Below are 20,302 nucleotides of genomic sequence, written 5' to 3'. Positions count from 1 at the left end.
CCGCATGAACCGTCCGCTGCGCATCCTGCACACCGAAGCCGCCAAGGGAATGGGCGGACAGGAGATCTACATCTTTCGCCACATGCAGGTGATGCGCGCGCGTGGCCATGAGGTGGCGCTGCTGTGCCAGCCCGAAGCGCGACTGGCCAAGCTGGCCCGCGACGACGGTTTCACCGTGCACACCCTGCGCATGGGCGGCCTGCTGCGCCTGCTGCGCGGCATCTGGTCAGTCTCGCGCCTGGTGCGGCGCGAGCGCTACGATGTGGTCAACACCACCAGCCGCCGTGACACGTTGATCGCCGCCGCCGGCGCACGCCTGGGCGGCACGCCGCTGGTAGTACGCTCGCGCCACCTGATGAGCCCGGTCAACTCGCTGCTGACCTATACCGGCCTGCCGCACCGGGTGCTGACCGTCAGCAGCTTCGTCAAGCAGCTGCTGGCCGAGCGCGGCATTGCGGCCGAGCACATCGGCATCGTGCCGCCAATGGCAGTCCCGCCGCGCTGGAGCGAGATCCGCAAGGCCGATCCCTGGCAATGCCTGCAGGAGGTGCGCGCGGAAGTGCGCGCCGAGCTCGGCTTCGGCGAACAGGACATCGTGGTCGGCTGCGTGGCGGTGCTGCGCGAACCCAAGGGTCATGCCGACCTCCTGCAGGCGATGGTGCCGCTGTGCAGGACGCATCCGAACCTGCATCTGGTAGTGATCGGCGATGGCCAGCCGGTCATGGATCGGCTGCAGGCGCTGCGCGACGAGCACGGGCTGCAGCAGCAGGTCCACCTGCTCGGCTATCGTGACGGCGCGTGCCGGCTGATGGCCGGCTTCGACATCTTCGCGCTGGCTTCGCACAAGGAAGCGGCCGGCACCGTGTTCCTGGAGGCCGCCTATGTCGGGGTGCCGATCGTGGCCACGCGCGTGGGTGGCGTGCCGGAGATGGTGGTCGATGGCAGCAATGCCATCCTCACCCGATTGGGCGACAATGCAGCCCTGACAGGCGCACTGCGCCTGCTGGTGGAAGATCCGGAACGGCGGCGGCAGATGGGCCGCGCCGGGTGGGACTGGATGCACGGCGCGCACCGGTTCACCCCCGATGGCCACGGTGAGACCACCGAACACTACTACCGCCAGTGGCTGAGGGAGCTGGGACATGGCTGATGCCCGAACCGTACCGGTGCTCATGCACCACCACGTCAGTCCGTCGCCGGGCATGATCACCGTGTCACCGGAGAATTTCGAAAGCCAGATCGCCTGGTTGGCCGGCAACGGCTGGACTTCGCTGACACTGGACCAGTACGCCGGCTTCCTGGCCGGCAAGCCGGTGCCGCGCAAGTCGATCGTGATCACCTTCGACGATGGCTACCTGGACAACTGGGTATATGCGCACCCGATCCTGCAGAAGTACGGCATGCACGCAGTGGTGTTCGTGGTCACCGGCTGGATGGGCGAAGGCTCGGAGCGGCCCCATGCGGGGCTTGCTGGGGCAGTGCTGCCTGCCACGCCGGACCACCGCGGCTGCGAAGCGGCGATCTACGAGCATAACCGCAGCGACGACGTGATGATGCGCTGGAGCGAAGCGCGCGCGGCCATCGCCGCCGGCACCTTCGAAGTGCATTGCCACACCCATACCCACACCCGCTGGCTGCGCCGCGATGACCTGGACCGCGCACAGCGCCGTGCGGGCCTGAGCCACGATCTGGCAGTCTCGCGCGAAGTCCTGCGGGACAAGCTCGGCGAGGTGTCCGATACGTTGTGCTGGCCTTATGGCGATTTCGACCAGGACCACATCGAGGTGGCACGCGAGCACGGCTTCCGCTACCTGCACACCACCCACCCGTTCGGCCGCAACGTTGTGGGCGGCGATCCGGAACGCATCTACCGCTTCGCGATCCGCAACCGCCCTGCGAGCTGGTTGCGCAAGCGCATCGCCCAGAGCTACAGCCCCCTGATCGCGCCGCTGTTCAATGGCTTCAAGGCGCGGCAGAAGAAGATGGTGCCGGGGCCGTGAGCCTCGCGCAGCCCTGCCGCCTGAACGAAAAACGCCCCGACTTTACGGGGCGTTCTTGTTTGGGCCAATGCACAGCTGCCTCAGGCAGCGGCTTCGCGCACCGCTGCAGACAGCCGATCCAGCGTTTCCTGCATCAGCGTGGCGTCATCGGCCTCCACGGTAACCCGCACCACCGGCTCGGTACCGGACGGGCGCAGGAACGCGCGACCGCGACCGGCCACCGACTGCTGCGCGGCCGCCAGCGCGGCCTGCACGCTGTCGGCCTGCACCGTGGCCTTGGCCGAGACATTGCCCAACCGCACGTTGACCGTCTTCTGTGGTACCCGCTCCAGTCCCTTCAGCGCCTGGCGCAGGGTCTGGCCGCTGTTGCGCAGTGCCACCAGCAACTGCAGCGCGCTCACGATGCCATCCCCCGTGGTGGCCCGGTCCAGGCACAGCAGGTGGCCGGAGGCTTCGCCACCAAGCACCCCACCACCTTCCACCAGCGCCTGGTGCACGTAACGATCACCAACGTTGCTGCGCACGAACGGTATCTGCAGGTCGGCGAACGCCTTCTCCACGCCGTAATTGCTCATCAGCGTACCGACCACCGGGCCGCGCAGGCGGCCTTCGGCCTTCCACGCACGGGCCAGGATGTACAGCAGGTCATCGCCGTCCACCGGGTTGCCCTGGTCGTCAGCCATCAGCACGCGATCACCATCACCGTCGAACGCGATGCCGAGATCGGCACGCGTCTCGCGGACCTTGGCCGCCAGGTTGTCGATATGGGTGGAACCGACGCCGGCGTTGATGTTCACGCCATTGGGCTCGGCACCGATGCCGATCACCTCGGCACCCAGTTCGCGGAACAGCAGCGGCGCGATCTGGTAGGTGGCACCGTGCGCGCAATCCAGCACCAGGCGCAGGCCACGCAGGTCGAATGTGCGCGGCACGCTGGCCTTGCAGAACTCGATGTAGCGGCCGACCGCCTCGCGCGCGCGCGATGCCTTGCCCAGTTTTTCCGACTCAACGGTGGTGAACGGAACGTCCAGTGCCGCTTCCAGGGCCAGTTCGGTGGCATCGTCGAGCTTCTCGCCCTGGGCGGAGAAGAACTTGATGCCGTTGTCGTAATGCGGATTGTGCGAGGCACTGATGACGATGCCGGCGTCCACGCCCAGCGTGCGGGTCAGGAACGCCACTGCCGGCGTCGGCATCGGTCCCAGCAGCTGCACATCGGCACCGGCAGCGACCAGGCCGGCCTCCAGCGCCGCCTCGAACATGTAGCCGGAAATGCGGGTGTCCTTGCCGATCACCACGATCGGTCGGCGCCCGTCCTGGCCGCGCTGGGCCACCAGGACACGGCCCAGGGCATTGCCCAGCCGCAGCACGAAGTCCGCCGAGATCACGCCCTGGCCGACCCGTCCGCGGATGCCGTCAGTACCGAAGTACTTGCGGCCTCCCATCAAGCCACCTCCGGCGCCGGCTGGCGACCCAGCATGGCCAGCAGATCGGACAGGCGGTCACGCATCTCGCGGCGGTCGCAGATCTGGTCGATGGCACCGTGCTCCAGCAGGAACTCCGAACGCTGGAAGCCTTCCGGCAGCTTCTCGCGCACGGTCTGCTCGATCACGCGCGGGCCGGCAAAGCCGATCAGCGCCTGCGGTTCGGCGATGTTGATGTCGCCCAGCATTGCGAAGGAGGCCGACACGCCACCGGTGGTCGGGTGGGTCAGCACCGAGATGTACGGCAGGCCAGCTTCGCGCAGCTTGCCCAGCGCGGCCGAGGTCTTGGCCATCTGCATCAGCGAGAACAGGCCTTCCTGCATGCGCGCGCCGCCGCTCTGCGAGAAGCACACGTAAGGCGCACCGATCTCCACTGCGGTTTCAGCAGCCAGCGCGAAACGCTCACCCACCACCGAGCCCATCGAGCCGCCCATGAAGGCGAAATCGAACGACGAGGCGACCAACGCACGGCCCTTGAGCAGGCCGCGCATGGCGATCAGCGCGTCGTACTCACCCGTGTTCTTCTGCGCGATCTTGATGCGCTCGCTGTACTTCTTCTGGTCCTTGAACTTGAGCAGGTCAGTCGGCCCCAGGCGCGCACCGATCTCGGTGGTGCTGTCGGCGTCGAACAGGGCGGCCAGGCGCGCGCGCGCGCGGATCGCCATGTGATGGCCGCACTTCGGGCAGACCTCCAGGTTTTCTTCCAGTTCCGGACGGTACAACGCGCTGCCGCAGTTGCTGCACTTTTCCCACAGGCCCTCGGGGACACTGCGCTTCTTGCTGGGGGTGTTGTCGGTGCGGATGCCGGACGGCATCAACTTGCTGAGCCAACTCATGCGGGAGGACACTTCCGTTCAGGGCGGCCCGGGGGCCGCAAAGGCGGACAGTCTAGCTCCGCTTTCCCTGCCCGTGCACCCCCTTGCCGGGCATGGGGGTGCTGGAAAAAACCATGCTGGGACGTACGTTTAGGTGCTGGGTAGCACCGGGCCATGCCCGGCGGATGTCCCGCCTGCCGCACCGCCGGGCATGGCCCGGCGCTACCATTACGCGTCCAGCGCCTGGCGCAACGGGGCCAGGAAGGTCCGAGCGCGCAGGGCTGCGTCTTCGGCCGAATCCGCTTCGGCCAGCACCGCCACCAGAGCGCTGCCGACCACCACGCCATCGGCCTGGCGCGCCATCGCCGCCGCACTGGCTGCATCCTTGATGCCGAAGCCAGCCACCACCGGCACCGACGCGCGCGCACGCAGGGCCTGCAGGCGGGCGCTGGCAGCATCACTGTCCAGCCGCTCGGACGCGCCGGTGACACCGGCAAAGCTGACGTAGTAGAGGTAGCCACGGGCCAGTGCCAACAGCTTGTCGGCCCGCGCTTCGCTGGTGGTCGGCGAGGCCAGCAGCACCAGTGCCAGGCCCGCTGCATCAAAGGCCTGCTGCGCTTCACCGGCTTCTTCCGGTGGCAGGTCGACCAGCAGCACACCATCCACACCGGCCTCCACGGCCGCCTTGGCGAAGGCCGCGTAGCCGTGGATCTCCACCGGGTTCAGGTAGCCCATCAGCACCACCGGCGTCTGCGCGTCACGCTCGCGGAACTGCGCCACGGCCTGCAGCACGTAGCGGCTGCCCGCCCCGCGTGCCAGCGCACGCTCGGAGCTGCGCTGGATGGTCGGGCCGTCGGCCATCGGGTCGGAGAACGGCACGCCCAGTTCAATCACGTCGGCACCGGCATCGACCAGCGCGTGCATCACCGGCACGGTGCCCTCCAGCGAAGGATCACCGGCAGTGATGAAGGGAATCAGCGCCTTGCGCTGCTGCTCGCGCAGTCGCTGGAAACAGGCATCGAGTCGGGATACAGGCATCTCAGGCACATCCTTCAATCAGTTCAATCGCATCGCTGGTCCCCCAGTACATCCGGGTAACCTTCCCTTCAAACAGTTCCAGGCGGATGCCCAGGTCCGAACCCGGGTCCTGCCAGGTGAGGTACTCGCCCTGGTCACCGTCGTAGGCATGCGGGCTGGACACCGGCGGTTTCGGGAACTGGGCCATGGCCTGGGCACGGGTCATGCCGATGCGCAGTCCGAACGGCCCCGGCTGTTCAACCGGCAGTTCCGCCTCATCACCCGGCTTCAGATCAAAACGGACCACGCGGTCGTCGTCGGTCATCATCGACACGCCCGGCGGCAGCCCCTTGCCGTCGTAGTACTCGCAGTCGCCTTCGAAGAATTCCCTCGCACCCTGCGCCTTCCAGGGACCCTGTGCCTTCAGGTCACTCATGTGCTGGCCAACCAGCACGTCACCGGCATGATCCAGCGCCACCGAAACCACCGCGGGCGCGTCATCGCCGCTGGTCCCTTCTTCGGAGGGGGCATCGACAATGGGCGTACGCGCCATCGGATCCAGGTCATCATTGGCGGCCGGCCGCTGTGCGGGCTGCGCGGTGGCCTTGGCAGCTGGCGCAAGCACTGGTGGTTCCGGCGGCTGGCACGCGGCCAGGCCCAGTGCCAGCAGAAGCACGCCGCTGTTCCGCAGCAGCGCGCTCACAGTACCAGCCCTTCGCGCGCGGCAATCGTATGCACGTCCTTGTCACCACGGCCGGACAGATTGCAGAGAACGATCTGGTCGTGCGGACGCTCACGCGCCAGCTTGATCGCCTGCGCCAGCGCGTGGCTGGACTCCAGCGCCGGCAGGATGCCTTCGGTGTGGGCCAGCAGATGGAATGCCTGCAGCGCTTCCTCGTCAGTGATGCCGAGATAGCGTGCGCGACCGGTATCGGCCAGGAACGCGTGCTCCGGGCCGACGCCCGGATAGTCCAGGCCTGCCGACACCGAATGGGTCTCGATGATCTGGCCGTCGTCATCGCACAGCACATAGGTGCGGTTGCCGTGCAGCACGCCCGGGCGACCGGCAGCGATCGAGGCGGCGTGACGGCCGGTGCTGATGCCATCACCTGCCGCTTCAGCGCCGACGATCTCGACCTGGCGGTCGTTGAGGAAGGCATGGAACAGGCCGATCGCGTTGCTGCCGCCGCCCACGCAGGCGGTGATCGCATCCGGCAGGCGGCCGTACTCGGCCAGCATCTGCTCGCGCGCTTCACGACCGACGATGGCATTGAAGTCACGCACCATGCGCGGATACGGATCCGGGCCGGCCACGGTGCCGATGATGTAGAACGTGTCCTGCACGTTGGTCACCCAGTCGCGCATGGCTTCGTTGAGCGCGTCCTTCAGGGTGGCCGAGCCGGAGGTGACCGGCACCACCGTCGCGCCCAGCAGCTTCATGCGGTAGACGTTGATCTTCTGCCGCTCGATGTCGGTGGCGCCCATGTACACCACGCATTCCAGGCCCAGCCGCGCTGCGACCGTGGCGCTGGCCACGCCATGCTGGCCGGCGCCGGTCTCGGCAATGATGCGCTTCTTGCCCATCCGCGCCGCCAGCAGGGCCTGGCCGATGGTGTTGTTGATCTTGTGCGCGCCGGTGTGGTTCAGGTCCTCGCGCTTGAGCAGGATCTGCGCGCCGCCGACGTGATCGCTCAGGCGCTGGGCGTGATAGATCGGGCTTGGCCGGCCCACGTAATGGGCCAGGTCGCGGTCGTAGGCCAGCTGGAATGCGGGATCCTGGCGCGCCTGGTCATAGGCCTGGGCCAGTTCCTGCAGCGGGCCGACCAGGGTTTCGGCAACGAAACTGCCGCCGTAGCGGCCGAAGTGGCCCTGGGCATCCGGGAAAGCGTGATAGTCGGCAATGGGGGAGGCAGACATGGATACGACCGGTGGTTCAGACAGGTGGATACTCTAGCGCACGGGTCGTGACCGGAAAATGGATATTATCTGGCGCATATCGTCAGGAAATCTCACATGATCCATTCCCTGCTGCCTCCACTCAATGCACTGCGCGCGTTCGAGGCCACGGCCCGTCTCGGCGGCGTTGGTCGCGCCGCGCAGGACCTGCACGTCACCCATGGTGCGGTCAGTCGGCAGCTGAAGCTGCTGGAAGACCATCTCGGCCTGGCGCTGTTCCAGCGTGCCGGTCGCGGCCTGCGCCTGACCGCTGCGGGCACGCGGCTGCAGGCAGCGTGCAGCGAGGCCTTCGGCGGCATCGAAGACTGCGTGCGCGAACTGCGGCGGCCTGCGGCGGCCCCGGCGCTGGTACTGGGCTGCAGCGGCAGCGTGCTGGCGCGCTGGATGATCCCGCGCCTGCCTGCGCTGCAGGCCGCCCTGCCCGGCGTGCGCCTGCAGTGGTCAGCGCTGGATGGCAGCTTCACCGAGGCACAGGCGGCACTGGATGCGGTATTGCTGCTGGCGCAGGGGCCGTGGCCGCGCGGCTGGCAGGTGCGTGAGCTGGCCCCGGAACGGGTCGGCGTGGTGGTGGCCCCCTCGCATCCGGCCGCGCAGCGCCTGCGGCATGTACCGCCCGCAGCGCTGCTTCAGGAGACGCTGCTGCACACCAGCTCGCGGCCGCAGGCGTGGCCGGCGTGGGCGCAGGCGCACGCTCTGGACCCCGCGAAGCTGCAGCTGGGGACGGCCTTCGAGCATCTGTACTACCTGCTGGAGGCAGCGGTGGCCGGGCTGGGCCCGGCGATCGCACCCGAGCCACTGGTGGCCGAGGATCTGGCCGCCGGGCGACTGTTCGCGCCGTGGGGGTTTGCCGCCACCGGTGGTTTCTGGGTGCTGGCGCGACCGGACGGACCACCTGATGCGCGCGTGGATGCGCTCGCCGACTGGCTGGGCCAGCAACTCCGCTGACAAAAAAAAGGGGACGGAGGGAATTAAGTCGCAAGTGGCACAAACGACTTAATTCCCTCCGTCCCCTTTTTTCAGCTGGCGGTCGGTGTGGCCAGGCGCTGCTGCAGGTCTTCGCGCAGGCGCGACAGCTCGACTTCGGCCTGCTGCCGCTGCTGCATCCCTTCGCGGTGGATGCTGCGCACTTCTTCCACCGTGGCGATCAGCTGGTCGTGCACATGGCGCAGCGTGGCCACGTCGATCACGCCGCGCTGGTTGCTGCGCGCGGTATCCACCGAGGCCTGGCGAAGCAGGTCGGCATTGCGACGCATCAATTCGTTGGTGGCGTCATCGATGGCCGTGGACAGTTCGACCGCAGCCTTCTGTTCGCCCAGCGAGAGCTGGATGGCGAACTGGCGCTTCCACGACGGAATGGTGATGTCGCGGACGGTGTTGAACTTCTCGATCAGCTGCAGCGCGTTGGCCTGGATCAGGCGGATCATCGGCAGCGACTGGTCGGCGGCGTGCTGCATCAGCAGCAGGTCGGACACGCGCTTCTCGATCAACCGGATCGCATTGTCGATCTCGCCCTGGCGGATGCGCTGCTGGGGGTCCTCACTGCCCTGCCCGGCCAGCTGTTCGGCCTGCAGTTCGGCCAGCCGCTGCTTGCCCGCTGCCGCATACAGGCCGAGCGCACGACGTTCTTCGCGGACGATATCGTGCATGCGGTCGAACTCCCCCACACGCTTGCCCATCAACGCCTGCTGCACGCCGACGTCGGCCAGCAGCTGTTCGATCTGCGCGTTGGTGTCGCTGAACTTCTGCACCAGCTCGCCCTTGGAGGCGCGTATGCGGTCGATCAGACCACCTATCACCGGCACCTTCGAACGCTGGGCGAAGCCGTCCAGCTTCAGGCTGCGCGCGATGCGCACCACCTCGCCCAGCTTCTCGCCACTGGCATCCAGGTCACGATTGCGGACCTGGTCCAGCAGCTGGCTGGAGAACGCGGCGGTGCGCGTGGCCGCCTCGCGGCCGAACACCTGCAGGTTGCCCGGGCGCAGATCGTCCAGTTCCAGACGGATCTCGGCGATGCGCGGCAGATCCTCGCGTACCAGTCCCAGCGCCTGCAGCGCACCTTCATCGAGCGCAGTGGCGGTGGTCGTGCCGGGTACGAGGGCACCGGGGGTCTGGCTGTCCTGGGTCATCGGGCAGTCTCCTTGCAGTTGGGTAAGCGGCAGCGGCGGCCGGCTCAAGGCAGTCTAGCCTGAGCCGCGGCCACCTCGTCATCGATCTGTGCGTGCAACGTGGCAGCCTTGCCAGCCAACGCAGCGCCCGCAGCGGCCTGGCTCGCCAGTACAGCCTGCCGCCAGGCCGGCAGCAGCACGTCATGGATGCGCGCGAAGCGTTGCAGCAGCATGTTGTCCTGGTCCTGCAGCAGCTGCGATTGGCCGGCTTCCAGGCGGTGCAGCGAGGCCAGCCGGCGAAGATGGTCCAGCCGATGCGACAGCGCGGCCTGACCGGCGCTATCCAGCGTCGTCAGCCGCGACGCAGCCAGTTCGGCCCAGCCGTCCAGCGCCGCGGCTGCGGCGGAATGCTCAACGATCGCCATGGCCCGCAGCTGCATGTGCTGCTGCAGGTGCTGAGCCTGCTCACGCGCCTGCAGGGCCAGTACGCCCAGCTGAGACTGCAGCGCGTGCCCTTCTGCTTCGCGAGCGACATCGCGCCCCAGCAGTCGCCCCCACCAGCCTTCCTGCTGCCGGATCTGCGTCGGGTTGCCGGCCTGCAAGGCCAGCGCGATGCGCGCAAGCGCAGCCACCAGGCGCTCGCCCGCATCCGGTGGCAACGGCGTTTCGCGCCGCGCCAGCGCCTGCAGCAACGGCGCACCATAGTCGGCCAGCGCAGCGACATCGACCGTATCCGGCAGCATCGGTGGCGGCAGTGGCACGCGCGTGGTCACGGCAGCGGCGGCGGCTGCGGCGTGGATGCCGGCATGCCATCGCCGTCTTCCGGTGGCAATGACTCGCCGTAGAAGTGGCGCATCAGCGCCTCATCCAGCGCCCGCTCCTCCGGCGTCGCGGCGCGGCGCACGCGCGCGCGCTGCGCCACCACAGCGCTCGGCGTGCCCCGCTCGACCTGCTGTCGCGCCCAGCCGGCGAACGCGGCCAGGGTCTGCGACACCTGCACCTGCTGCGCCTGCGATGCCGCCAGCAGCTCCACCAGTGGCGCCAGGCCCGCCTGGAGGTCTTCGGCCAGGGCCGTGGCCGGCACGCTGGGGGCTGCCGCGACCGGCGGCGGCGCAGCGGCGGGACGCGCCTCTGAAAGGCGATGCAGGGCCTCCAGCAGCGCCGGCCACGGCGCCGGGTCCGCAACGGCGATCGCTTCCGGCGCGGGCGGCGGCAACTGCAACGCGCTGGCGATGTCCGCCAACTGCGCGACCACGCGTCCACCGACATCGCTGTCGTCGGCGCCCATGGCCTTGTTGCGCAGGAAATCGCGCTTGATCTGGGCCCAGCGCTGCGACTGCACCTCATCCAGCACGCCGCGCAGTTCGGCCAGCTTCAGCAGGTTCTCCTCGGCGCCGGTGGTCAGCAGCTGCGCCTCGCCCAGGTAGTGGTCGGAGATCAGCTGCTGCAGCTCATCCTCGTTCATCACCGGCGAGATCTTCTCCGCCAGCTTGTTCATGTTGCGGTAGCTGCCCTGCAGCCGGAACGGCGGCTCGGTACGGTAACGATCGTCCTGCGCGGCACTGGCGATGTACTGCTGGTTGACCCGGTAGACCACGTCGCGAACGCGCAGCATGCGCTGCAGGGTGGCGGTGATCTCGTTGATCTCGGCACTGCTGTAGGCGTGGCTGAGGCCATTGGTGGATACGTCCTTGCCCATCGCGCGATCGACCAGCACGTACAGGTCGGCCATGTCACGCGTGGCCAGCGGCGCCAGTACCGGGTTGGAGGTCAGGCTGTTCTCGATGTAGCTGAGGGTGAACGCCGCTTCCATGCCTCCCAGCACATCGCCGAGGTTGTAGATGTCGGCGCGGTTGGCCAGCATGTCCGGAATCTTGAACACCTCACCGGACTCGGTGTACGGGTTGCCGGCCATGACCACGCAGAACTTCTTGCCACGCATGTCGTAGGTGCGGGTGCGGCCACGCCACACGCCTTCGATGCGGCGCGTGCCGTCGCACAGCGAAATGAACTTCTGCAGGAACTCGGGATGGGTGTGCTGGATGTCGTCGACATACAGCATGGTGTTGTTGCCCATCTCCAGCGCCAGGTTGAGCTTTTCCAGTTCCTGCCGCGAGGTGGCATCGGGCGCCTGTGCCGGGTCCAGCGAACGCACCTCGTGACCCAGCGCCGGGCCGTTGATCTTCATGAAGACCAGGCCCAGCCGGTGCGCCACGTATTCCATCAGCGTGGTTTTGCCGTAACCCGGGGGCGAGATCATCATCAGCAGGCCCATCAGGTCGCTGCGCTTGTTCTCGCCGACCGTGCCCATCTGCTTGGCCAGGTTGTCGCCGATCACGCCCAGGTAGACGTCGTTGATCAGCTTGTTGCGGACGAACGAAGACAGCGGCCGCGCCTTGAATTCGGACAGGCGCAGAGTCTGCCGCTCGCGGTTGATGATGCCCTGGCGCACGGTCTGGTAGGCGTGGAAATCCGGCACAAAGCGCTTGAGATGATGCTGCAGGCGCGCCAGGAAGTCATCCAGCGACAACGACAGCGAGCCGTTGTGGATGCGCGGGTGTTCGCCAAGCAGGCCCGGTACGTCCACGCGCAGCGGCGCATCGCTGGCCCGCGTGCGCAGCTGGCGCTGCACCAACAGCAGTGCAGCGGCCTCGTCCGCATAACCGGCATGCGCGGCCTGTGCAGGCAGGCCGGCCAGCGCGCGCAGCCATTGCCCGGCCAGTGCCCAGCGCGCGGCCAGCGGATCCTGCGTACGCTGCAGGGCGCGCTCCAGTGCTTCGCGCTGCCCGGCCTGGTCCAGCTGATGGGCCAGGGCCTCCAGCAGGGCCTGGGCATGCTTGCTGGTGCTGAACACGGGTTCGCCGTTGACCAGTTCTTCGCCCAGATAGGCGGCCGCCGCATCGGCGGCTTCTTCGTCGAAGGGCAATGACTGCGACTGCGAGAACGCACTCAGCGCAGCAGCCATTTCCGCGCGCAGGGCGTCACGCCCTTCGTCGGAGCCGAACAGGCGAGCGATGGTTTCCGCTCCGGCCTGGCGGCTGGGCCATTGCAGTACCGCTTCTTCGCGCTGCTGCGCCGCCCAGAACAGCAGGGCCAGCGCACGCACCTGCGGGGCGTGACGCAGCGTGCCGGCAGACCGCTGCAAGGGCAGCAGCGCGCGCAGGATCAGCGCGGCGTCGTGGTCGTGGATGCCGCGCTCGTAGCCTTCGCGATAGCGCGGCGCAGCGAAGGCACGAACGCGCTGATCCAGTGCTTCGGGTGTGGCGACATCGTGCTGCAGCTGGGCCAGGTCCAGCCCATCGTGGCCTTGCTGTGCGGCCAGCAGCAGACTGCCGGCCAGGTATTCGCCGCGGTAGATCGCATCGGATTCCGAATCCAACGTCACCGGCCAGAACGGCTTGAGTGCCTCCAGTTCCGGGTCGTGCAGGGTTTCCAGGAAGTCAGTGCCGGTCAGGTGGATGGCCAGCGTGTCGCCGCGCGGCAACAGGGTCAGGTCCAGGGCCTGGGTGTTGACGCTGAAGCGGTGGCGCGGGCCAAGCCGGACCACGTTGCCACCGGCTTCGTACAGGTCGCTGCGGTCGCGCAGCTGGCGCACGGCCTGGTCGCGCACGCCCTTCAGGCGCGCCTCGATGTCATCGGCCTTGACGTTGTCGCGCAGCGTGCGCAGCCGCTCGGCCAGCTCGCGCAGCTTGAGGATCAACGGATCGCCGGCGAAGAACGCATTGAGTTCATCGGCGGTGGCGAAACGCTCGGTGCGCTTGGCCAGTCCATCGAGGATGCGGTTGGCAGCATCCAGTACCGAACGCGCCTTGCGCTGGCGGTCGTCCAGCAGCGCCTGCTTGTGCGTTTCGAAGGCCTCGACCAGTTCTTCGCGCTTGCTGAGGATGTCGCCGAGGAACTGCTCATGCTCGCCGAACTGGCTTTCCAGTTCTTCCAGCTGCACCAGCAGGCGTGACAGCTGTTCGTCGGCCCTTTCCGGATCGTTGGCCATCGCCAGCGCGCTGGTGATGGACTGCGAGAACAACGCGAACTGGGCAGCGAACTGCGCCACGGCCTCGGCCGAACCGAGGGTACGGCGGCGCTGTTCGGCGCGGGTGCGCGCCTGGTTCAGCCGCCCGTACAGCGCGGAAATGGATTCGACCACGCGGGTGCGCGCGGTGGCATCGTCCACCTTCAGCCCGGCCATCAGTTCGGACAGCATGTCCAGGTCGGCGGCCATGGCGCGCATGCCGTCCAGCTGCTCGTCCAGCTGGCGCGCGCTGCTGGCCTGCTGGGCGGCTTCGTCCAGCGCCTGCAGGCGGCTGCCCAGTGGTGCCAGTGCGACATCGCCGGCCAGGAATTCACCGGTTGCCGCACCGACGCGGTCCTGGGCCTGCACCAGTTCGGCAGCCATGGCCTCGATGCGCGTGGTATCGATATAGCGCAGCTCGCGGATGGTCAGCAGCCGCCCGCGCAGCGCGGTGATTTCGTTCAGCGCCTCGACGAAGGCCTGCACCTCGTTCCAGTTCTGCGGCTGCAGGCGGCCCAGCAGGGCCTTGTGCCTGGCCTCGGCGTCAACCATCGCCTGCGCCGACTGCTGGCGGATCGACTGCACCTTCTCGTATTCGTCCAGCACCGATTCGCCGGTGGCGCTGATCTGCCGCAGCAGCGCCTCGGCACCATCGCAGGCATCGTCGCCCAGCCAGTGGTGGGTGTCGAACAGGCGGCGGGTATCGGCGACCAGGCGCTGGTAGCGCTGCACCGACACGTGCTGGCCGTCGATCTCGCGCGCCAGGTTGAACAGGTTGGAGATGCCGCGCACCAGTTCGGCATTGCCGATGCGGCCCATGAAGGTATTGCCGGGCGGTCGGCTGGCAGCGAATTCGTCGCTGCTGAACGGCGTCTGCCACACCTGCATCGGATGGATGCGGGTCGGTTCGGCGCCCTCGGCATGGAACAACACCATGCGTCCATCCTGCAGGAAGGCATAGCCGTGGCCGAACACGGGGTTCTGCAGCACGCGCTGGATGGTGTTGTACACGAACAGCGCCGAGCGACCGCCCTCGCGTTCGTAGAAGATGTACAGCACGTCCTCGCCGTTGGGCGAGCGGATGCTGCGCTTGAACTGCATGCCGGCCATCGAGGCGTCGAACGCCTTGTGCTCGCCGCCCTGCAGGTAATAGCCGCCCGGGAAGATCACGCCGTGGTCTTCGGGCAGCTGCACGCAGGCCTGCACGATCGCATCGTTGCGCACGATGTCGCCGGTGATCGTGTTGTAGATCAGCCCGCGCCAGACGGTTTCGCGATAGGGCAGCACCTTCAACAGCAGCAGCGAACCGACGCGGGCGAACTCGAACTGGGCATCGTCCAGCGACTGCGTGCTGTCCTCTACCGGTTCGCTGTAGATGCCCTGCCCGGTCTCGGTGTTGTTCTCCACCTTGATGGTGAGGTCACCGCCGGTGGTTTCCACGAACAGGGTGTCGAGGATGTTCAGGTGCGAATGGCGGCCGCTGACCGCCAGGTCACGCGTGGCCCGGGTCCATTCAAAATCGAACGGTGGCGGTAGCGCGATATCGCGTTCGCCGCGCGCGTCGAGGTAGGTCAGCTCGCCTTCGCGCGACAGCGCCCAGCGGAACACGCGTACGTCGCTGCTGCGCTCGCCGATCTGGAACGAGGCCAGCAGTTTGTCGCCGACCACGATCAGCTGCAGCAGGCGCGCGTGCTTGTAGTAGGCGTACAGCTCATTGAAGTCGTGCACGAAGCCGGGCTGGTCGAGGAAGCTGCCCTTCAGCTCCAGCGCAGCGACGTCGTAGCCGTCACTGCCCTGCACCAGCCGGTACAGGCCGAACACATCCTCGATGCGGGTCTGGGTTTTCAGACCGATGAAGACGTTGTAGCCGAACAGCAGGCGGTCCGGGCCCACCTGCACGATGTCGCGGCCGACGCAGTTGTTCTCGCTGCGGATGCGGAAACGCCCGACCACTTCCAGCCGGCTGTCGCCGAACTCGGCCAGGCGCTGGCGGTTGAGCACTTCGGCCAGGGCCTGCAGGCGCTGGCCCTGCTCGGCCAGGCGGCGGCGCAGGACTTCATAGGCACCGCCCTGGGCGACGGCCTGGTCGACGGTGTTGCCGCCGGCCTCCGCTGCGGTGGTTTCGGCGGACGGATGGGTTTCAGGCATCAGCAGGCTTCCGGCTCACGGGCGAACGGCCGCATCTGCGGCCGGCGCGGGCGGGCGATGGCGGCGTGGCCATCGCCCGATGCATCAACGGGCGCTGTCGACCACGGTGGCCGACACGGTGGGCACCGCTTCGGCGTCCTCGGCGATCTGGCGCGGTGCCGGCTCGGCCACGGCCACGCCCAGGTAGCGCTGCATCAGTTCCTGCACGATCGGGCTCTTGCCAGCAAAACCCTCGATCGACTTGCCCAGCGACACCGCCTTGACCAGGTTCTCGAACATGCCGCCGTCGCCACCGACCAGGTCGATGTCGGCATTACGCAGCGCGCTGGCGATGACGCTGGCGTTCTCGCGCGAGACTTCCTTGCCGGCTTCGATCGAGGCCAGCGCCTGCTTCAGGCTGTTGTCCAGCATCATGCGGAACTCTTCGTGGCCGCGCGCCTGGTCGCTCAGCGAAGCGATCGCCTCGAACTTGCGCACCAGGCCCTCGGCCTCGGCCAGCAGCTTCTTCTGCACCACGCCGGCTTCGGCGTTGCCCAGCGATTCGGTGGCGGTGGCACGCGCCAGGCCCATCTTTTCTTCGCCCTGGGCCTGCGCCTGCAGTGTCTCGGCCAGCACCCGGGCCTCGTTGCTGCCCTGCTTCAGGCTGGCTTCGGCCTTGGCCTCGATCACGCGGGCCTCGGCAATACCGACCTTCTCGATGGCCAGCGCGGACGCTTCGCGTACCTGCGCCTCGGCCAGGCCCGGCGCCGCCTGTTCGGCCCGCAGCGCGTCGGCCAGCAGGCGCTTGGCTTCAGCCTGCTTGCCGGCCGCTTCGTGCTCGGCCTGGGCCAGCGTGGTCAGTTCAACGGCACGGTGCTTCGACGCGGTTTCGCGCGCCTGTGCTTCCTTCACTTCGCGCACCAGCGATTCCTGCGCCTTGGCCTCGGCTTCCAGGATCAGCACCTGCTTCTGACGGTCCGCCTCGGAGACCTCGCGCACTTCCTTGATGCGCTCTTCTTCCTGGGCCACCGTCTTGTCGATGGAGATGCGTTCGCGGGTGATGTTGGCCACGTCCATCTTGCCCTGCTCGACCACCTTGTCACGTTCCACGCCCTGCAGCTGCACTTCACGGTCGGTAGTGACCTGCTCCAGCTGGCGTGCGCGCTCGACGCGCTCGGCTTCGATGGCCACCGCACGCTGGCGGTTCTGCTCGGCCACTTCCACTTCGCGCAGGCGGTTCTGGTCGCGGATCTCGATCAGCTGCTGCGCTTCGATGCGGGCGTTCTCGGACAGCTGGCGCTGTTCTTCCTGCACCTTGGCGGTCTCGGCTTCCTCGCGCGCGCGGATGGTCTCGATCTCGCGCTTCTGACGGGCTTCCGCTTCGGCCTGCTGGCGTTCCAGCGCCAGCAGCGCCTCACGCGCTTCCACGTTCTTCTTGGTGATGGCGAGCTTCTCGTTCTGCTCCAGCTCGTTGGTCACCACGTTCTGCGCGGCGGTCAGCTCGGTGATCTTGCGGATGCCCTGCGCGTCGAGGATGTTGAACTGGTCCAGCAGCGATTTCGGAGTCTGTTCCAGATAGTCGATCGCCACGTCCTCCAGCACATAGCCGTTCAGATCGTTGCCGATGACCGCGATGATCTCGTCGCGGAACTCCTGGCGCTTCTCGAACAGCTCGGTGAAGTCGAACTTCTTGCCCACCGTCTTCAGCGCTTCGGAGAACTTGGCGTTGAACAGCTCGTCGACGGCGTGCTTGTCCGAGGCACGATCGGCGCCGATGGCCTTGGCCACGCGCAGCACGTCGGCCTGGGTTTCATTGACCCGCAGGTAGAAGGCCACGGCGATATCGGCACGCATGTTGTCGCGGCAGATCAGGCCTTCCTTGCCGCGGCGGTCGATCTGCAGGGTGATCAGGCTGATCCGCATCAGCTCGGCGCGGTACAGCACCGGGATGATCAGCGCACCGGTGAAGTGCACCTTGGGCGTGGAGCTCATGTCGTTGACGATCAGGGCCACGCCCTGGTCGACCTTGCGGTAGAAGGCCTTGAACAGGCCGGCCAGGCCGAGCAGCCCGACCAGCAGGACGGCGACGCCGATCAGGAAGGGGGCCATGGTTGCCAACGTCATCAGTGATTCTCCTTGTTGCCCGGAAGCAGGTTGTCCTGGAAGTCGAGGGCGACCGCATCGGCGCGGACCACCCGGTAATGGTGTTGTGCGGCCACGTGCTCGACCAGCACGATGCGCTCGCCACGCTGCAGTTCAATGTCGCTGCGCACCTGCAGCACCAGCCCGGCGCCACCGTCATCGAAGGTGGCGTGGCCGCTGCGCGCATCCACTTTCGGCGAGGCGACCACACCGATGCGCCCCAGCAACGAGGCCTGGGCCACCGGCCGCAGGCGCAGCAGGAACCGACGGATGGGGTGCAGCAGAAGCGCGGTGACCGGCACCGCAGGCAGGGGAGCCAGCACGGCCACGACCGCGCCGATCGTCCAGCGCAGCAGGTCCGGCAACGGCAGCAGCACGAAAAGATGGATGAAATAGGTCAGCGCCCAGCCGAAGAAGCCCAGCAGCGTGACCACGACCATGACCGGCACTCCACCCAGGCCGAAGCGCTGCAGCAGGGCCGACAGGCCGCTGAGATCGTTGCCGCCGTCCAGGGCGCCATCGGCGCCAAGATCGCCGAAGCCATCGTCGACCAGGCCAAATGCGGCAAGCCCCCAATAGATCAGCGATACCGCCAGCACGATGCTGTACGGCAGGGTCGGAAAACCGAACACAACGCTGAGGAACTCCTGCATCGCTTGCCTTCCTGGGCTGTGGGCGGCGATCGCCCGTTCGGAACGCGCAGAGCGCGCCCCGTGGATCCCCGCGCCGGCCCTCATGGCTGGCGCGCTTGGGTCCATCCTATGTGAAGAATACGTGCAGGCTCAAATCCAGGTCCAGATCACGGCAAATGGTGACGCAAATCACTCCAGGACCGTGCAGTCCGCGCGGCGCACTTCCTCGACGAAGGTACGCATCTTGTAGCCGTCCTTGATGCCCGGCTCCAGTTCGATGCCGCTGGACACGTCCACGCCCCACGGCAGGGTAGCCAGCACGGCATCGTAGACGTTTTCCGGGTTCAGGCCACCGGCCAGCAGGAACGGCCGATGCAGGCCGGTCGGGATACGGCCCCAATCGAAGGCCACGCCGGTACCGCCACCGCCACCAGGGGCGTGGCTGTCGAACAGGAACCCCGCCGCGCTGGGGTAACGCAGCTGCAACGTGCGCGCATTGACCTCTTCCCGGCCCCCCATGGCAATCGCCTTCAGGTAGGGCATGTTGAAGCTGCGGCAGAAGCTCTCGTCTTCCTCGCCATGGAACTGCAGCAGGGTCGGCCGCACCGTGCGCAGCACCTCGCGCACCTCTTCCTTGCTGTTGTTGCGGAACAGGGCCACCACATCGACCATCGGCGCGATCGCCTGGCGCATCGCGCGTGCTTCGGCAGGAGCAACCCGGCGGCTGCTCTCGCGGGCAAAGATGAAACCCACTGCGTCCACGCCCAGCTCACCGGCCAGGCGGACATCGCCTGCACGGGTCATGCCACAGAACTTGATGCGCGTGCGGTAGTAGGAGCGGCTCATAGCGTGACCTCGGCGGGCAGATGCCAGTTGTCGGGGTACAGGGGCCCAAGGAACACCAGGCCCTGCGGCGGTGCGGTGGGACCGGCTACGGTGCGATCGCGCCCGGCCAGCAGTTCGGCGATCCAGTCCACCGGTTTTTCGCCGCTGCCCACCAGGATCAACGATCCGACGATATTGCGGACCATGTGATGAAGGAATGCATTGCCCTGCACGGCCACTTCAATCACCTCGCCCTGGCGGCTGACCTGCAGCGACTGCAGCTCACGCCGCGCATGCAGCGCCTGGCATTGCACGGAGCGGAATGCGCTGAAGTCGTTCTCGCCGATCAGGGCCTGGCCGGCGGCGTGCATCAGGGTCTCGTCCAGCGCCCGGCGCTCCCAGCTGAGGGTCTGCCGGTCCAGCGCTGGCCGCACCTCGCGGTTGAGCAGGCGGTAGCGGTAGCGGCGTGCGCGTGCCGAGAAGCGGGCGTGGAAGTCATCGGCCACCGGCACGCACCAGCGCACCGCGATCGAGCGCGGCAGGCGGGTGGTGGTGCCCAGCATCCAGGCGCGCGGATCGCGCACCACGTCGGTATCGAAATGCACGACCTGGCACTGGCCATGCACGCCGGCATCGGTGCGGCCGGCGCAGACCACCTGCAGCGGCGCATCGGCCACCGACGACAGGGCCTGCTCAAGGCTGGCCTGCACGCTGGGACCGCCCTCGCCCAGGTTCTGCCAGCCCCTGAAATCGCTGCCGTCGTACTCGACGCCAAGCGCGTAACGCATGTGCTACCTCGATATTGCGTATGGGGCGGCGCTCAGGCCGGATCGCGTTCGGACCAGACCGCCAGTTCGTTGCCACCGGGCTCGACGAACTGGAAGCGGCTGCCGCCGGGAAAGGAAAACACCGGCCGCACGATCTCACCGCCAGCGTTGCGCACCGCCGCTTCGACCGGCACCAGCTGGTCGGCATACAGCACCAGCAGCGGTGCGCCACTGTCGCTGGCCCGCTGGGGCTGGCCGCGGAAGAAGCCCCCTTGCAGGCGGCCATCGTCGAACGCGGTGTAGTCGCTGCCATAGTCGACGAACGACCAGCCGAACACCTTCTCGAAGAAGGCACGGCTGGCGGCCGGGTCGCTGGAGGCGAATTCAACGTAGTCGATGCGGCGCTCGCGGCTCATGGCAGGGTCC

At 67.5% G+C, this 20,302-nt stretch carries 16 protein-coding genes; 3 read left to right on the top strand and 13 right to left on the bottom strand.

What is annotated here, in order from left to right:
• The first annotated feature begins 4 nt into the window (after nt 1–4).
• Together AASM09_RS06930 and AASM09_RS06925 are read left to right on the top strand one after the other, a co-directional pair.
• Nucleotides 5–1,150 carry a glycosyltransferase family 4 protein gene (locus tag AASM09_RS06930; RefSeq protein WP_049429527.1) on the top strand — a complete coding sequence of 382 codons (1,146 nt, stop codon included), beginning with the start codon at nt 5–7 and terminating at the stop codon, nt 1,148–1,150.
• Nucleotides 1,143–2,000 carry a polysaccharide deacetylase family protein gene (locus tag AASM09_RS06925; RefSeq protein ID WP_049429526.1) on the top strand — a complete coding sequence of 286 codons (858 nt, stop codon included), beginning with the start codon at nt 1,143–1,145 and terminating at the stop codon, nt 1,998–2,000. The genes AASM09_RS06930 and AASM09_RS06925 overlap by 8 nt, the downstream gene beginning before the upstream one ends.
• An 80-nt stretch (nt 2,001–2,080) precedes the next feature.
• Here AASM09_RS06925 and glmM read toward each other — a convergent pair whose 3' ends face one another.
• The 5 genes from glmM to trpB all read right to left on the bottom strand — a co-directional run bounded on the left by glmM (nt 2,081) and on the right by trpB (nt 7,230).
• Nucleotides 2,081–3,442 carry a phosphoglucosamine mutase gene (glmM, locus tag AASM09_RS06920; RefSeq protein ID WP_049429525.1) on the bottom strand — a complete coding sequence of 454 codons (1,362 nt, stop codon included), beginning with the start codon at nt 3,440–3,442 and terminating at the stop codon, nt 2,081–2,083.
• A complete protein-coding gene (accD, locus tag AASM09_RS06915) occupies nt 3,442–4,317 on the bottom strand; it encodes an acetyl-CoA carboxylase, carboxyltransferase subunit beta (RefSeq protein WP_005410473.1) in 876 nt (291 codons plus the stop codon). The genes glmM and accD overlap by 1 nt, the downstream gene beginning before the upstream one ends.
• Before the next feature lie 207 nt (nt 4,318–4,524).
• Nucleotides 4,525–5,334: a tryptophan synthase subunit alpha gene (trpA, locus tag AASM09_RS06910; protein WP_049429524.1), complete on the bottom strand. Its 810-nt coding sequence runs from the start codon at nt 5,332–5,334 to the stop codon at nt 4,525–4,527.
• Nucleotide 5,335: 1 nt separating this feature from the next.
• The gene (locus AASM09_RS06905; RefSeq protein ID WP_049429523.1) at nt 5,336–6,016 is read right to left on the bottom strand and encodes a hypothetical protein; all 681 of its coding nucleotides are present in this window, start codon (nt 6,014–6,016) and stop codon (nt 5,336–5,338) included.
• Complete coding sequence (gene trpB / locus AASM09_RS06900; protein WP_049429522.1) at nt 6,013–7,230, bottom strand: tryptophan synthase subunit beta; 1,218 nt, start codon at nt 7,228–7,230, stop codon at nt 6,013–6,015. The genes AASM09_RS06905 and trpB overlap by 4 nt, the downstream gene beginning before the upstream one ends.
• A 96-nt stretch (nt 7,231–7,326) precedes the next feature.
• Between trpB and AASM09_RS06895 the strand changes: the two genes are divergently transcribed.
• Nucleotides 7,327–8,214: a LysR family transcriptional regulator gene (locus AASM09_RS06895; protein ID WP_049429521.1), complete on the top strand. Its 888-nt coding sequence runs from the start codon at nt 7,327–7,329 to the stop codon at nt 8,212–8,214.
• Between the two features lie 71 nt (nt 8,215–8,285).
• On the opposite strand, the gene AASM09_RS06890 is transcribed toward AASM09_RS06895, so the two are convergent.
• The 8 genes from AASM09_RS06890 to AASM09_RS06855 form a co-directional block, all read right to left on the bottom strand.
• Nucleotides 8,286–9,395, bottom strand: coding sequence for a toxic anion resistance protein (locus AASM09_RS06890; RefSeq protein WP_049429520.1), 1,110 nt, complete (start codon nt 9,393–9,395; stop codon nt 8,286–8,288).
• Between the two features lie 44 nt (nt 9,396–9,439).
• A complete protein-coding gene (locus tag AASM09_RS06885) occupies nt 9,440–10,147 on the bottom strand; it encodes a hypothetical protein (RefSeq protein WP_049429519.1) in 708 nt (235 codons plus the stop codon).
• On the bottom strand, nt 10,144–15,531 hold the full coding sequence (locus AASM09_RS06880; RefSeq protein ID WP_049429518.1) for a DNA repair ATPase: 5,388 nt from the start codon (nt 15,529–15,531) through the stop codon (nt 10,144–10,146). Before AASM09_RS06880 ends, AASM09_RS06885 begins: the two co-directional genes overlap by 4 nt.
• A gap of 84 nt (nt 15,532–15,615) precedes the next feature.
• On the bottom strand, nt 15,616–17,634 hold the full coding sequence (locus AASM09_RS06875) for a hypothetical protein (protein WP_049429517.1): 2,019 nt from the start codon (nt 17,632–17,634) through the stop codon (nt 15,616–15,618).
• On the bottom strand, nt 17,634–18,305 hold the full coding sequence (locus AASM09_RS06870; RefSeq protein ID WP_049429516.1) for an OB-fold-containig protein: 672 nt from the start codon (nt 18,303–18,305) through the stop codon (nt 17,634–17,636). The genes AASM09_RS06875 and AASM09_RS06870 overlap by 1 nt, the downstream gene beginning before the upstream one ends.
• Before the next feature lie 168 nt (nt 18,306–18,473).
• Nucleotides 18,474–19,130 (bottom strand): phosphoribosylanthranilate isomerase, encoded by a 657-nt coding sequence (locus tag AASM09_RS06865; RefSeq protein ID WP_049429515.1) that lies wholly within the window; start codon nt 19,128–19,130, stop codon nt 18,474–18,476.
• Nucleotides 19,127–19,897 (bottom strand): tRNA pseudouridine(38-40) synthase TruA, encoded by a 771-nt coding sequence (truA, locus tag AASM09_RS06860; protein WP_049429514.1) that lies wholly within the window; start codon nt 19,895–19,897, stop codon nt 19,127–19,129. The genes AASM09_RS06865 and truA overlap by 4 nt, the downstream gene beginning before the upstream one ends.
• A 32-nt stretch (nt 19,898–19,929) precedes the next feature.
• Complete coding sequence (locus AASM09_RS06855) at nt 19,930–20,292, bottom strand: VOC family protein (RefSeq protein WP_049429540.1); 363 nt, start codon at nt 20,290–20,292, stop codon at nt 19,930–19,932.
• Between the last annotated feature and the right edge of the window lie 10 nt (nt 20,293–20,302).

The sequence above is a fragment of the Stenotrophomonas maltophilia genome (assembly GCF_039555535.1).
GTDB classification, from domain to species: domain Bacteria; phylum Pseudomonadota; class Gammaproteobacteria; order Xanthomonadales; family Xanthomonadaceae; genus Stenotrophomonas; species Stenotrophomonas maltophilia_Q.
This window is presented reverse-complemented; position numbering and strand designations above follow the sequence as displayed.

Bases quoted from the DNA above. Each gene is read 5' to 3' on its own strand.
- AASM09_RS06930 (WP_049429527.1), top strand. From the start codon at position 5: ATGAACCGTCCGCTGCGCATCCTGCACACCGAAGCCGCCAAGGGAATG.
- AASM09_RS06925 (WP_049429526.1), top strand. From the start codon at position 1,143: ATGGCTGATGCCCGAACCGTACCGGTGCTCATGCACCACCACGTCAGT.
- glmM (WP_049429525.1), bottom strand. From the start codon at position 3,442: ATGGGAGGCCGCAAGTACTTCGGTACTGACGGCATCCGCGGACGGGTC.
- accD (WP_005410473.1), bottom strand. From the start codon at position 4,317: ATGAGTTGGCTCAGCAAGTTGATGCCGTCCGGCATCCGCACCGACAAC.
- trpA (WP_049429524.1), bottom strand. From the start codon at position 5,334: ATGCCTGTATCCCGACTCGATGCCTGTTTCCAGCGACTGCGCGAGCAG.
- trpB (WP_049429522.1), bottom strand. From the start codon at position 7,230: ATGTCTGCCTCCCCCATTGCCGACTATCACGCTTTCCCGGATGCCCAG.
- AASM09_RS06895 (WP_049429521.1), top strand. From the start codon at position 7,327: ATGATCCATTCCCTGCTGCCTCCACTCAATGCACTGCGCGCGTTCGAG.
- AASM09_RS06890 (WP_049429520.1), bottom strand. From the start codon at position 9,395: ATGACCCAGGACAGCCAGACCCCCGGTGCCCTCGTACCCGGCACGACC.
- AASM09_RS06880 (WP_049429518.1), bottom strand. From the start codon at position 15,531: ATGCCTGAAACCCATCCGTCCGCCGAAACCACCGCAGCGGAGGCCGGC.
- AASM09_RS06875 (WP_049429517.1), bottom strand. From the start codon at position 17,634: ATGACGTTGGCAACCATGGCCCCCTTCCTGATCGGCGTCGCCGTCCTG.
- AASM09_RS06870 (WP_049429516.1), bottom strand. From the start codon at position 18,305: ATGCAGGAGTTCCTCAGCGTTGTGTTCGGTTTTCCGACCCTGCCGTAC.
- AASM09_RS06865 (WP_049429515.1), bottom strand. From the start codon at position 19,130: ATGAGCCGCTCCTACTACCGCACGCGCATCAAGTTCTGTGGCATGACC.
- truA (WP_049429514.1), bottom strand. From the start codon at position 19,897: ATGCGTTACGCGCTTGGCGTCGAGTACGACGGCAGCGATTTCAGGGGC.
- AASM09_RS06855 (WP_049429540.1), bottom strand. From the start codon at position 20,292: ATGAGCCGCGAGCGCCGCATCGACTACGTTGAATTCGCCTCCAGCGAC.